Here is a 13,583-nt window from a genome sequence, read left to right as displayed (position 1 = left end):
TGAAGAGATGGCAGAGACGCCCGGGCCTTCACCTGTGCTCGCCGATACCCGTGCGCTGCTCCTCGGCTACCTCGACCACAACTCGACGGCGTGACCGGGAAGTAGCGGCGCTCAATCCCGCCGTGTGAGCCGGTCCACCGCCCACCCCACCACCGGCACCACCGCGACAGCCACGCCGAAACCCCCGAAGGTGTCCGTCGGGTAGTGCGCCCCCAGCGCGACCTCAGCCCACCCCATCGCGAACCCCGCGAACGCGACCAGCCCGAACAGCACCGAAGCCCCGCCGACAGGTCCGAGGCTCCGTACGTCGATCACCAGCAACGCGGCGACCGCCGCCACGGTCACCGCGAAAGCCGTGTGCCCGCTGGGATAGGAGAGGAACTCACCGTGGATCAGCCTGCCGGTCAGGGGTTTCAGGCCGGTGGTGAGCGCCACCGTCACTCCGGACGCGGCCACCAGCAGGATCGCTGTCCGCGGTCGCCGGTGGCGTAGGCACAGCCAGCCGAACAACGCGATGACGACGACCGCGCCCACCGGTTCGCCGGCGAAGTCGATCGCGGTCGCCAGGTACCAGAGCTGGCCTTCGACCCGGTCGATGGCCGGAAGCACCAGAGCATCCAGTCCGGCGGTGTGGGAGGTTCCGGCGTAGCGCAGGCCGAGGACGAGGGCGACCAGGAAACCGAAAGCGCCGAGGCCCCACAGCGGGACCCGCGCCCGCGGCGGGAGCGCGGGCGGGCCGGTGATCACGCGGGCGATACTACGTCGATCGCGGCCTGGTATCCGCCGACGAGTCGTTCGAGGCCGACCTTCGGCGTGAACTCCTGTTCGTACACCAGCCGGGCCGCCCAGCCCAGCTGCTGGTTCCGTTCGGCGTCGGCGACGATCTCCCGCAGCCGGGTCGCGAGCGAGTCGGCGTTTCCGGGTTCGTGCAGCAGGCCGGTGACGCCGTCCTCCACCAGTTCGCGGAAGGCGCCGTGGGCGGCGGCGACCGTCGGGACACCGGCGGCCATCGCCTCGACCACGACGAGGCCGAACGTCTCCAGCCATTCCGAGGGGGCGACGACGGCGGTCGAGCGGGCGACGAGGTCGCGACACTCCTCTTTGGACTGAAGGCCGACGTAGCGGACGTCGTCGCGGCCATGTGCCCAGCGGGCGACCTCGTCCTGCATCGGACCGGTGCCGGCGATCACCAGCGGCGGCAGCGGGCCGCCCGCCGCCGTGAGCCGGTCCCAGGCCGTCATCAGCAGGCCGATTCCCTTTTCGGCGGTGATCCGGCCGAGGAACAGCACGTGCTCCCCCGCGCCCGTGCGTGTCCTGCCCGGATCGTCGACGTAGTTGTACTTCACCGTGAGCCGCTCGGCGGGCATTCCGGCGGAGATCAGCACCTCGCGTTGCGCCCGCGAAATGCAGAAGAACCGCGCGACCCCGGACCACCAGCGGTTGCGGTTCAGCATCAGGCTCGCCGCCATCGGCACGGTGGCGAGTCCCGAACCGCGGTAACACCCATGTCGCACGGCCGGAATCGGCTTGCGTCCCACGCAGTCGGTGCACACCTGGCCATCGCGGTACAGCGTGCCGGGAGGGCAGATCAGGGTGTAGTTGTGCACCGTCGCGACCGTCGGGACCCCGGCGTCGGCACAGGCGGCGAGCACCGAAGGCGACAGCAGCGGGAACGTGTTGTGGACGTGGACGACGTCCGGCCGATCGTCGCGCAGCCGCCGGGCGAGTTCCGCGCGCACGGCCCGGTTCCACGGCACCTGGAGCGGGACGACGGCCTTGCGCGGGAGGGACATCTCCGCGATGTCGTCGCTGCGCTTCTCGAACAGGCCGACGTCGTGCCCGGCTTCGGCCAGCAGGGCGGCTTCCTGGTCGACGACGTTGTTCTCCCCGCTCGGCTGCTCGGATCTGTAGCGGTTGTGGAGCACGAGAACCTTCACGCCGTCTCCTTGTCGAGAAAGTCCGGTTCATCGGCGGGCATACGCACCAGCAGCGACGCGGCCAGGGCCAGGTGCAGCAGGTACGGCGACGCGTCGCCGAGGCCCGCCTCGGTGTAGGAGGCGGAAAGACAGTAGGTGATCAGGAAGATCGCGCACGCCCTCGCGGGAGACGGCGGCCGCAGCACCGCGACCACGACGAGCACGAGCAGGAACGCGGCCACGATCGCCATCCCGACGAAACCCTGTTCGTGGTAGACCGCGAGCCAGCTGTTGTCGATCGGGAGCCCGTCGTAGGACTTGTCGGTCAGACCGACGCCGAACAGGTACTCCAGCGTCGTGCGAGGGGCGTCGAGCAGCGCGTCCCACACCTTCGCCCGGCCCGTGAGGCTGGAGAAGTTCTCCTCGCTCTGGCCACGCAGGAACCACGCCTGCAGCAGCCCACCCAGCGCCACCACGACGATCAACCCGCCGAAGACCAGCCCGGTGAACACCTTGCGGGCGCGGGCACTGGACATCCATTGCGACATCAGCGCCACGACGGTTCCGGCGACCAGGCCGAGCATCGCGGTGCGGGTGTGGGTCAGCAGCAGGATCCCGAACGCCGGGACGATGACGAACAGCGCGTTCCGCCGGTCCAGTTTTCCGCCGAGCCACAACAGGATCGTGAGGCCGATGACGATGGCCGCGTACTGGCCGACCTGCGGCGGGGTCAGCGGCCACAGTGTCCCGGTGAGCCGTCCGCCGTACTCGAACGGCAGCGCGTTGCCGGGGCTCAGCGCGAGCCCGATCACCACGGTCACCAGCACCACGCCGTACGCGCGGATGTGGGTGCGGACGAGGTCGAGGCTGCCCCACCAGCGGGTCAGCAACCACAGGGTGCTGAGGAACAGCCCGAACCGGAAGCAGCGGAACAGCGCGCCGAACCCGCCTTCGAGGTTCAGGCTCGAAACCACGCTCAGCACCAGCAACAGCGAGAGCAGGAAAAGATAGGCGCTCGGCCTGATCCGCAGCTTGCTGTTCAAGGCGAGCGCGATCACGAACGCGGCACCCAGTGCGCCCATGGTGATCAGCTGGCTGACCGACCTCGGCAGCGGGATGACCGTCTTCGCCCCCGTCGAACCCAGGGTGTTGATGATCAGCAGCGTCCAGACGACACCGACCGCCCTGGGGTTGCTCCGGTGGATCGCCGTTTCGGGCCGGACCGCGGGATCGAGCATGTCAGCCACCTCCGGCACGGGTCAGCCTGCTGCCCTGGTCCTGACGGTAGGGCGCGCCTTGCCACTCACCGAAGCCCAGCACCCGGCTCGGCTCGAAGGCCACGAAGCTCCACGGCCCGGAGTAGGTGTTGTCGTAGAGCCGGTTGCCCTGCGCGAAGGTGATCGCGTGCTGGACGACCTCGCCCTTGTACGGCGACCACTCCGGGAACGTGCCGAAGTTCGCGAGCATCGCCATCCGCGCACAGCTTTCCTCGCAGCCGGTGGCGGCCGGGTCGAGCACGAACCGGTTGTGGTGGATCTCGACGCGCTGGGTCTTCCACCGGCAGTCGGCGTTCAGCGCGCCTGCCGCGATCGCGGGCTGCGCGCATTTGCCCTGCTCGGGCACCAGCCGCGTGCAGGATCCGGACGACGTGTTCGCCGGGCTGTTGCAGAACCGGTCGGAGTTCTCCCACAGGGTGACGCCGTTCCAGTTGTTCTCGAACGAGTTCCCGGAGATCTCCAGTTTGTCCGTGCGCGCCTTCACCCTCGGCTCGCCGCCCGACTCGGACACGTAGATCGACGCCACCGGGAAGCTGTCGCCGCGGTCGATGTAGCGCTTGCCGTCCACCCAGTTGTTCCGGCGGATCGTGTTGCCGCGAACAACGGCGTTGTAGCTGGTCTCGTACAGGAGGGCGGAACTGTCGTTGTTCTCGATGACGTTGCCCTCGATGAGGAAGTCGTTGTTGTTCGTGTCGGCCCACAAGCCCGCGCCGCGATTGTCGTGCACCCAGTTCCCGCGGACGTCGGCGCCGTCGACCGACCAGAACTTGATCCCGCCGGTGCAGCCGCAGCCGTCGATCTTGCGTTCCCAGTCACCGGTGTTGTTGCCGGAGATCTCGTTGCCCTCGACGAGCAGCCCGGTGATCTCGTTGTCCTGCGCGTAGGCGTTCATCCCGTATTGACCGTTGCGCCGCAGGCAGTTCCCCCGCACCTGCTGCCGTGCGCCCGCCATCAGCGCGGCACCGTCGTTGTCCTGCAGGGTGCTGTGCTCGACGACCCAGCCGTCGGCCGAATCGTGGTTGACCACGCCTTCGTCGTGCGGTGCCGCGAACCCCTGCACGGTCAGATACTGGATCTTGACGTCGGCGGCGTTGCCCGCGAAGGCGTATTGGTTGATCTTGCGGCCGTCGAGGACGGCTTTCGGACCGCCGAGGTAGACGTTGCCCGCTTTCGGGTTCACCTGGTCGAAGCGGTCGTCGCCGAGTTTGTGCGTACCCGGCGCCAGCCAGAACGTCGTCCCGGCCGGGCTCGACCGGGTCTTCGCGGCGAGGTCGCCCGGGACCGCCGGGTCGATCTTCACCGCTCCCGCCGGTGCCTCCGCCGGACCCTCCGGCAGCTTGTCGCACACCTGTGCGACCGAACCGGACGGTGCCTTGGCCGGATCCGGTCCAGGCTCATCGGCCGGTCCGGTCGTGCAAGCGGTGAGCGCCAACGGGCCGAGCAGCACCAGAAGCGCTGCCCGGTGGAGACGGTGCGGTCGTGCGATCACAATGGGGGATCCTCGTTACCTGAATCGAAGGTCAGCGCGGTGGTGAAGGTGGTGCCGTCGGCGGCGGTGCCGCTGCCGAGCACCGTCCACGCGGGCTCGCGCCTGCCGAACCCGGCCGAATACCAGCCCAGCGGCGGGCTGGTCTCCCCGCGGTGCGCCGTCCACCGCAGCTCCGGCGGCAGTTCGAGCGAAGCCGTCCGCTCGTGGCCGTCGACCGTCCAGGTCAGCGTCGCCGTCCCACCGGAAAGCGCGACCTCGACGGCCGGGCCGAAGTGGAACGCGAGACGGCACGGCCGTGCCTCACCGCCGCGAACCTCGTCGGAAATACGCAGCTCGGCACCCTCCAGCTCCACCGAGCGCCGGTGGATCGAGGGCGCGTAGCCGTCGTGCTCGGCACTCCAGCGTGAGGGAGTTCCGGTCGAGATCACCGTGGTGGCGGCGTGCTTCGTCCACAGGAACGGGCCGCCCGAGACGGACTGGTCGGTACCGGAGAGTTCGAGCGTGTTGTGCCCGGCCGTCGACCGGAAGTACGACCGCCACTCCGGTTCGCCGTGGTAGCAGTAGGTTCCCGGATCGGCGAGGATGTCGACGCCGTCGTGCCGGACCTCGACCGAAAGCGCGTCCGCGTGCGCGTGGGCGGCGATGGACAGGAAGCCGTGCGGCCCGCCGTCGCAGCGGCACCAGATCGCGCCGTCGCGCAGGATGGTCATCCCCGCGTCGGCGAAGTCGTCCCGGCGTCGGACCGGACGCCGCGCGTCGACCTTGATGTCCTTGCCCAGCGCGGAGAAGAGCTGCGTGCGGACGTCTCCGCCCGGCGTCTCCGACCACCAGTCCAACCGTCCGAAAAGGACGGATCCGGTGTCGAGCAACGACGCCCAGCGACTGGTCCCGTCCCCGTCCACGATGAGCCCGAAGCCGTCGTCCGCGTCACCCTGTCGCGGCGGGCGCAGCCGATTGTCCACAATGGACGCCAACGCGTCCGTCATCCGGAGCAGGACGAGCCAGGTCGACTCGGGCACCGCGACCCCGGCGGCCTTCGCCTCCAGCGCCCCGGCGAGCCCCAGCTCCAGGACGAGACCGTGGTACTCGGTGGCGAGTTCCCGGTTGAGCCCGGAGTCGAAGGTGTTGTGCCGCAGCATCTTGTCCAGCGATGCCAGTGCAGAATCCCGCCACCCCGCCGATTCCGGAAACCAGTCGAACGCGCACGCGGCGGCGAGCTGTCCGGCGTCCTCGGCGATCACGTGGTTGTTCGCCGACGAACCCCGGCTCGGGAACGCGGCCAGCCAGCGCTGGTGGTGCCAAATCTGGTCGAGCGCCACCGGGTTGTCCTCGAACAGCGCCGGGGCGGGCGCCCAGCCGTCGAGCAGCCGCCGGACCCACACCCACGACAGCAACCGGATGCCGAGTTCGATTCCGCTGACCCAGTGCACCCCGCGCATCGGCGGATTGGCCGCCCACCAGGACTTCAGGTGCGCGGCGACGCGTTCGGCGTACCGGTCCTCGCCGGTCAGGGCGTACGCGGCCGCCAGCACGGTGAGGTGTTGGTGCCGGGACGGCTCCCAGATCTGCTTGATGTCGCCGACGGCGTCCTCGCTGCGATACGGGATGTCGAACGAGTACACATCGGACGGTGCGCGCCTGCCGGTCTTCGGGTCGTACGACCAGTCCGGGTCGACGAGGTCGTCCCGTTCGACGCCGAAGTACTCGGCGCGCCCGTCCATCAGCCGATCCGCCTTGACGAGCAGATCCTTGACGGCTTCACCGGAGACGGCGGCGAGGACGTCTTCACCCGGCACCGACGCGAATCGCCGGTCCGGCAGCCAGACCGCCCTCTCTCCCGCCACGCCACGCCACTGGCGTTTGCGCACGACGTCGGTGACCCGGCCCGCGATCTCGGCGGGCCCCATCCGCGACAGTCTTCGCAGGTACCAGGAGGGATCCATCAGCCAAGCCCCTCCTTGGCGTCGATCCGCACCACGGCACCGGTTTCCAGGCTTCGGTTGACCCCGAGCGTGGCCAGCGTCGTCGAGACCAGCGAGTCGACGGACACCGGCATCGCGACCCCGGTCGTCAGCGCGTTCACGAAGGCTTCGAGTTCGGCGGCCTGGCCCTTGTCGCGGCCCTTGGGGATGCGCGAGCTGGCCCACTTCTTGCGGCCGAACACCGACGCGCGCGCGAAGTCGTCGAACTTCAGCACCTTGCCGTCGGCGGTGACGTCGATGGTCTCCTTGGGGAAGGCCGACGACCCGTTGGTGGTGTACGCGATCGACGCGGTCGAGCCGTCCGGGTAGCGCAACAGGAGCTGCAGGTCCTGGTGTCCCGGCGTCGCGGTGGCGTACACCGAGACCGGGTCGGAGCCCAGCAGCCAGCTGACCGTGTCGATGAAGTGGCCGCCTTCGCCGGCGAACCGCGAACCCTCGCTGTCGACCTGGTTGTACCAGCTTCCCGCGTCGAGACGGCCGGCGTTGACCAGGTACCGCACGGAAGCCGGGCCGATCCGCGGTCCGAAGTGGAGCACCGCTTCGTTCAGCAGCGGCGCGAACCGGCGGTTGAAGCCGACCTGCAACCGGTCGTTGCCGGACTCCTCGATCGCGCCGAGCACGACCTCGAGTTCCTTCTCCGACAGGGCGAGCGGCTTCTCGACGAAGACGGCCTTGCCCGCGAGCAGCGCGCGGCGGGTGAGCTCGGCGTGCGAGCTGTGCCGGGTCACGATGAACACCGCGTCGATCGAGGTGTCTTCGAGCATCGCGTCGACGTCTGTGGAGGCGCGGGCGAAGCCGAACTTACGCTTGGCGTTCGCGCCCGAGAGCGCCGAGGTGGTGACGACCTCGGCGAGGTCGACGTACTCCATCGCCGCCAGATGCGGCAACAGCATCGAGGACGCGTAGTTGCCCGCGCCGATGAACCCGACCCGCACGCCGCCGGGCTTCGGCGCCGCGCGGACCGCCGACGGCTTCGGCACGGAAACCGAGGTGACGGCCTGCTCGGCGGCGCCCGCCACCCGCTTTTCGTATTCGAACAGCACCGCGACGGCCTTGAGCTCGCCCTCGTTCAGCTTCCGGTAAGTCTCGACGGCGTCGGAGAAGTCCGAGACGTGCGAGATCAGCGGCTCGACGTCGAGACGGCCGCTGCCCATCAGGTCGACGACGCATTCGAGGTTGCGGCGCTCGGTCCAGCGGACCTGGCCGATCGGGTAGTCCCGGCCTTCGAGTTCGTACTCCGGGTCGTAGCGGCCGGGGCCGTACGAGCGGGAGAACCGGACGTCGAGTTCCTTTTCGTAGTAGGCGTTCCACGGCAGGTTCAGCGAGCACTTGCCGATGTCGATCACCCGGCCGCGGTCGCGGGCCAGCTTCGCGGCCAGCTCCACCGGCTCGTTCGTGCTGCCGCCCGCGGCGAGGTACACCTGGTCGACGCCGTGCCCGGAACTGATCTCCGCGACCGCGGTGTCGACGACACCGGATCCAGGGTCGCCGCAGTTCAGCGCGCCGAGCTGTTCGGCGAGCGCGCACCGCGTCGGGTCCGGGTCGACGCCGACCACGCGGACGCCGGAGGCGACCAGCAGCTGCACGACCAGCTGGCCGATCAACCCGAGCCCGATGACCAGCGCGATGTCGCCGATCTGCGGTTCACCCTGGCGGACACCCTGCATCGCGATCGAGCCGACGGTGCCGAACGCGGCGTGCCGAGGGTCGACCCCGTCAGGCACCTTGCTGTACAGATTCTTGGGCACCCAGTTCAGTTCCGCGTGCAGCGCGTGCTCGTTTCCCGCGCAGGCCACGTAGTCCCCGACGGCGACGTCGTCGACGCCCGCGCCGACCTCCTCGACCACGCCACACAGCGAGTACCCCAGCGGCGTGTAGGAGTCGAGCTTGTTCATCGCCTTGCGGTAAGTGGCGCCCAGCCCATTCGTCGCGACGCTCTGCATCACCTTCGCGACCTGGTCCGGCCGCGCCTTCGCCTTGCCCACCAGCGATAGGCTCGCCTCGGACACCTTCATCATCTCGGTGCCGGTGGAGATGAGCGAATAGGCGGTACGGACCAGCACACCCCCCGGTTTGCACGCGGGGACTTCGACGTCGAGGAGCGCCAGCTCCCCGCTCTTGTAGTTCTGCACTACCTGCTTCACGTCGCTCCTCAGCGATCAGGTGGTCCGGGCCGCGACGGCGCCGCGGTACCAGTATTCGAGGGTCAAGATGTGCCAGAGGTGCTTGGACCGGTCCTGCTGCCCGGAGGCGTCTTCGTCGACGAGCCGTTGCAGGGCCTCACGACGGAGGAACCCGGCCTTCACCAATTCACCATCGTTCGTCACCTCACGCACCAGCGGCGCGAGGTCGCGGCTCATCCATGCCCGCAGCGGCGCGCTGAACAGCCCCTTCGGCCGGTGCACGATCTCGGCGGGCAGGATCGACAACGCCGCTTCCTTCAGCGCCATTTTCCCTTGGCGCTTCACGATCTTCTGGTCACCGGGGATCCGGAACGCGGCCTTCACGACCTCGATGTCGACGAACGGCGTCCGCACCTCGGTGGAGGCGGCCATACTGGACCGGTCGGTGTAGGCGAGGTTCAGTCCGGGCAGGAAGAGCCGGGAATCGGCCAGGCACATGCGGTTCACGAAGTCGGTCAGCGTGTTGTCGTGGTAAGTGTCCGCGTGTTCGGTGATCACGTCGTCGACGGCACCGGCGAGGTCGGGATTCAGCAGTCCCACCAGTTCGGCCTGGTCGTACATCGTGTAGCTGCGCCGGAACGCGGTCTCCTCCGGCAGCTCCGCGAACGAGAGGAACCGCTTGGCGAATCGCACCGACCGGAACCCGCGCTTCGACGTCGCCACCGGCAGTCTGTCCACAACGGACTCGATGGGGCGACGCACCATGCCCGGGACACGCTGATACCGAACGGCGATCTTGTTCGCGAGATGCTTGCGGTATCCGGCGAACAGCTCGTCGGCCCCCATTCCCGAAAGCATCACCTTGACGCCGGCCTCGCGAGCCGCGGTACAGATCAGGTAGCTGTTGATCGCCGCCGGATCGCCGATCGGCTCGTCGAGGTGATACGTCATCCGCGGCAGCAGATCCAGCACCTGCGGCGCGATCTCGATCTCGTGCAGATCGACACCGAACTTCGCGGCGACCTTCTTCGCGTACATCAGGTCGTCCGGCATCGCCTCGAACTTCGCGTCTTCGGCCCGGAAACCGATGGTGTACGCGGAGATGCCGGGCTGCTCACGCGCGGCGAGCGCGGTCAGGTAGCTGGAGTCGAGGCCGCCGGAAAGGAACGTCGCGACCGGCACGTCGGCCAGCAGGTGCTTGCGGGTCGAATCCTCGATGACGGCGTTGAGATCGAACTCGCCTTCGTACGCGGCTCCCTCTTCGGCGACCTGACGCAACGACCAGAAGGTACCGCGCTCGACGTCGCCGTTGGGCCGGAATCGTGCCCAGCTGCCCGGCGGCAGCTTCTCGGCCTCGCGGAACGCGCAGCGGCCGTCCGGAACCCAGTAGTAGAGCAGGGAAGCGACGAGGGCGGTGTCGTCCACGGTCAGCGAACCACCGAGTTCGGTGGCCAGCGCCTTCAGTTCGGACGCGAACGCGACCCCCTTGCCGCGGCGCACCAGGAACAACGGCTTGATGCCCAGTTGGTCTCGCACCAAGGTCAAAGCGCCGGAACGTTCGTCGAAGACGCCGAACGCGAACATGCCGCGCAGCCGGTGCAGGCCTTCGGTGCCCCACTTCCGCCAAGCCTCCAGGAGGACCTCGGTGTCGGAGGTCCCCCGGAACCGCACACCCGCGGCTTCGAGCTCCTTCCGCAGCTCCGGCGCGTTGTACAGCTCACCGTTGTAGGTCAGCGCGAGACCGTCCTTGACCATCGGCTGCGCGCCGGTCTCGGTCAGGTCGACGATCGAGAGCCTTCGGTGTCCTAAGTGGACTTCTCCCGTCCCGGCGCGGTGGTCGTACCGGCCCGAACCGTCCGGTCCGCGGTGGGCGAGGATCTTGGTGAGCCGATCGGTGAGCGGGCCCCCGTCCGGCCACAAGTAAGCGCCTGCGATGCCGCACATCTGCTTTTACTCCCCCTACAAGGCTTCGGCGTTATCCGGTGACACAGGCGCGAATCGTTTCGTCGGCTGATCGGCGTTGGCGACTTCCTTGGCGCGTTTGTACGGCGTCGGGTACCCGTTCTTCCGCTCCCGCGGGAACATCTCGACCGGTTTCGGCATGGGCCGGGCGGCACGGCCGCGCAAGGCCGTGTGCAGGCCGTCCCACAGGGTCCCGTCGGTGTGGTCACGCGGATCGGGATCCACTACGACGACACCGATGATCGGGATGTGCCGATCGGCGAGCTGCCGTGCGACGGTGTGCAGCCATTCGGTGTTCGCGTACCCGGCGCGGACGACGAGGATCGTCTCCTCACCGAGGAATTCCAGCTCGGTCCACGACGTCCCCGGCTCGACCGAGCCGACGCCGATCCTGCGCTCGTGACCGGAGAGCGGCACGTCACCGGGGTCCAGTACGCGGATCTGGCCCTCACCCGCCAGCGCGCGCAGATCCGCCTTCGGCAGGTCGTCGACGAGCGAAACCGGCCTCTTCGCCGCCAGCTCCCGGGCCATGTCGACGGCGAGCGCGGCGGTGACTTCGCGGGCGCCGAGGTCGAGCAAGGACACCTGCCCGCCCGGCTGCCGTACGGCCCGGACCAGCGTCGTCGCGACCCGCTGCCGCCGGGCGGCCGCGCGGGAACGCCGCAGGAAACGCGGCGGTTCGGGCAGCTGCGCGATCACCGAGGCGCCGAGATGCCGCGAGATCTCGCGACGGAGCACCGGCCGGTCCTTGATCACGCTCGTGACGGCCGCGAGCCCCAGTCCGGCGAGCAGCCCCAGCGCGAAGCCGATTCCGGCGTCGGTGGCGAGGGTCTTGAGGAAGGACCGCGGCAGGATCCGCGGCGCGTCCACGATCTGCGTGCCGGCGGCGACCTTCGGCGTGCCGATGCCCGCCTCCTGCGCGCGGCCGTCGTAGTCGGAGATCTTCGAGTTCAGCTCCGCCCGGCGCGCGTACAGCCGCTCCAGCTGGGCCGGGTTGGCGTTGCGGTTCTTGGCCTCCTCGGCCACGATCGCCGCTTCGATCGGGGTCAGTTCGTTCTGGGCCTGATTGCGCTGGTCGAGCAGGGCCTTCTGCTGCGCCGCCGCGGCCGCCTGGTTGCGGGCGATGTACTCGGTGATGAAGGCGTCGGAGATCGCCTGCGCGCGGGCCAGCGCCTCGTCCTTGCTCTTGGCCTTGACCGTCAGCTGAAGGACGTTGTTCGTCAGGCCGAGCCCCTCGTAATCCTTGAGGAACTCCTCCGGCGCCTGGGTGCTGTTCAGTTTCTTGAGCGCCTCGGTGGCGATCTTCGTCGTCTGGAGCACGGCGACGTCGGTCCGCATCAGCGTCCCGCTGTCGGTCGGCGAGTCGTCGGGGTGGATGACCAGGATCTGCGCGACCGCGGTGGGCGGCGACGGCAGGAACACCGCGACCAGGCCGCCGAGGATCAACCCGAGCAGGGCGGTGGCCACCCACAGGCGACGGCGTCTCCGGATCGAGACGACCAGCCGCTGAAGGTCGATGAGGGGCTCGGATTCAGCGTTCTCGGCGCTCGTCACGATGTGCCTGCCAGTGCTTCGTGGTCCTTGCGGGCGGGTGCGCCGGGCCGGGAGCGGGTCGGCCGGACCGGGCGGGTCAGCACGATGCCCACCACGGTGAGACCGGCGTCGGCACAGGCTTCGGCGATCCCGACCAGCTCCCACGCGGACCGGGAACCGAGGCTTGACACGACGAGAACGCCGTCGGCGTCGGTGTCTTCGATGACAGGACGGGCCGGGGAGACGGTCACCGGGACGAACCACCGGTCGGCGAGACCGACGATTCGCTCGGCGGCCTTCCGTCCCGCGTGATCGCCGTCGACGGCCACCACCAGCAGCCGCCGGTGCGGGAGCCGGGACACCAGGCGCCGGTACTGGACGACGGTGTCGATCTCGTCGGGGAAGACGTCGACCCGCGGGATGTTCCACGGCCGGTCGTCGTGGAGGAGCTTGGCCCGCGGGGTGGCCCCCGACGGCCGCTCGTCCACGACGTCGAAGGTGGCCAGCACCGGGCCGCCGAGTGCCGCGGCGATCTCCTCCTCGTCGCGCAGCCGCCGGTCGGTGCGGGCGGCGAAAAGGTGCCCGAAGAGACCGAGCAGGAAGAACAGCGCGGCGCCGCCGAGCGCGAGCTGCGCCAGGGTGGGCGCCGCCGCCGAGGACGGCAGCTCGGCCGAGCCCAGCACGACCATGTTGCCGAGGCCGCTCGCGGTGTCGGCGGCGTTCAACGTGGACATCGCCGATTCGATCGACGAACGCAGGCTCTGCAGTTCGGTGCGAAGCTGGACGCTCTCCACGGTCGTCTTGCCGTCGTTGACCTTCGCCGAGAGTTCACTGATCCGCTGGTTGGTCTGCGCGACCTGCTGGCGCAACGTCTCGCGGCGCTCCTGCGCCAGCTGCACGGCGGCGTCCCCGGAACCGGCGATGATCTGGGTGGAGTACTTCACGAACTCCTGCGCGAGCTGATCCGCGAGCCGCTGCGTCTGTTCGGCGGTGTCGCCGGTGGCCTCGATGGTGATCACATTGCCCTGTGCGACCGAGGTGGCCACCTTGTCCCGCAGATCGGCGCCGGTCTGGCCGTCACCGAGGGCGGCGGCGGCCCGGTCGAGGACGACGGAGCTGGTCGCCACGTCGGCCTGGGTGAGCAGTTCGTCCGCCTCGCGCGGCCCCTGGAGCAGCACGCTGGACGTGGTCCGGTAGCCGGGGGAAAGGATCACCGACGATCCCGCACCGACCAGGGCGCCGAGGACGGCGAGGACCACCAGGGTCCGCCATCGTCCGCGCAGAACCTGCCCGATCATGGA

The 13,583-nt window shown here is 69.2% G+C and carries 9 protein-coding genes; all 9 read right to left on the bottom strand.

Translation table 11 applies throughout. The annotated features are described in order from the left end of the window. Nucleotides 1-111: 111 nt before the first annotated feature. The 9 genes from AVL48_RS27585 to AVL48_RS27545 are packed head-to-tail and all read right to left on the bottom strand — an operon-like array spanning nucleotide 112 to nucleotide 13,580. Complete coding sequence (locus AVL48_RS27585; RefSeq protein WP_061980028.1) at nucleotides 112-747, bottom strand: phosphatase PAP2 family protein; 636 nt, start codon at nucleotides 745-747, stop codon at nucleotides 112-114. Then, a complete protein-coding gene (locus AVL48_RS27580; protein ID WP_061980029.1) occupies nucleotides 744-1,937 on the bottom strand; it encodes a glycosyltransferase family 4 protein in 1,194 nt (397 codons plus the stop codon). The genes AVL48_RS27585 and AVL48_RS27580 overlap by 4 nt, the downstream gene beginning before the upstream one ends. Further along, nucleotides 1,934-3,154 carry an O-antigen ligase family protein gene (locus AVL48_RS27575; RefSeq protein WP_061980030.1) on the bottom strand — a complete coding sequence of 407 codons (1,221 nt, stop codon included), beginning with the start codon at nucleotides 3,152-3,154 and terminating at the stop codon, nucleotides 1,934-1,936. Before AVL48_RS27575 ends, AVL48_RS27580 begins: the two co-directional genes overlap by 4 nt. Nucleotide 3,155: 1 nt before the next feature. After that, nucleotides 3,156-4,682: a right-handed parallel beta-helix repeat-containing protein gene (locus AVL48_RS27570; protein WP_061980031.1), complete on the bottom strand. Its 1,527-nt coding sequence runs from the start codon at nucleotides 4,680-4,682 to the stop codon at nucleotides 3,156-3,158. Beyond that, on the bottom strand, nucleotides 4,679-6,625 hold the full coding sequence (locus AVL48_RS27565) for a heparinase II/III family protein (RefSeq protein ID WP_061980032.1): 1,947 nt from the start codon (nucleotides 6,623-6,625) through the stop codon (nucleotides 4,679-4,681). The genes AVL48_RS27570 and AVL48_RS27565 overlap by 4 nt, the downstream gene beginning before the upstream one ends. Continuing rightward, nucleotides 6,625-8,808 carry a bi-domain-containing oxidoreductase gene (locus AVL48_RS27560; RefSeq protein ID WP_061980033.1) on the bottom strand — a complete coding sequence of 728 codons (2,184 nt, stop codon included), beginning with the start codon at nucleotides 8,806-8,808 and terminating at the stop codon, nucleotides 6,625-6,627. Before AVL48_RS27560 ends, AVL48_RS27565 begins: the two co-directional genes overlap by 1 nt. A 15-nt stretch (nucleotides 8,809-8,823) precedes the next feature. After that, complete coding sequence (asnB, locus tag AVL48_RS27555; protein WP_061980034.1) at nucleotides 8,824-10,731, bottom strand: asparagine synthase (glutamine-hydrolyzing); 1,908 nt, start codon at nucleotides 10,729-10,731, stop codon at nucleotides 8,824-8,826. Nucleotides 10,732-10,746: 15 nt separating this feature from the next. Then, nucleotides 10,747-12,303 (bottom strand): Wzz/FepE/Etk N-terminal domain-containing protein, encoded by a 1,557-nt coding sequence (locus AVL48_RS27550; RefSeq protein WP_061980035.1) that lies wholly within the window; start codon nucleotides 12,301-12,303, stop codon nucleotides 10,747-10,749. Next, nucleotides 12,300-13,580, bottom strand: coding sequence for a YveK family protein (locus AVL48_RS27545; RefSeq protein WP_061980578.1), 1,281 nt, complete (start codon nucleotides 13,578-13,580; stop codon nucleotides 12,300-12,302). The genes AVL48_RS27550 and AVL48_RS27545 overlap by 4 nt, the downstream gene beginning before the upstream one ends. Between the last annotated feature and the right edge of the window lie 3 nt (nucleotides 13,581-13,583).

Source organism: Amycolatopsis regifaucium, assembly GCF_001613935.1.
Classification (GTDB): Bacteria; Actinomycetota; Actinomycetes; order Mycobacteriales; family Pseudonocardiaceae; genus Amycolatopsis; species Amycolatopsis regifaucium.
Note: the sequence above shows the minus strand (reverse complement) of the source record. Positions and strands in the feature narration are given on the sequence as shown.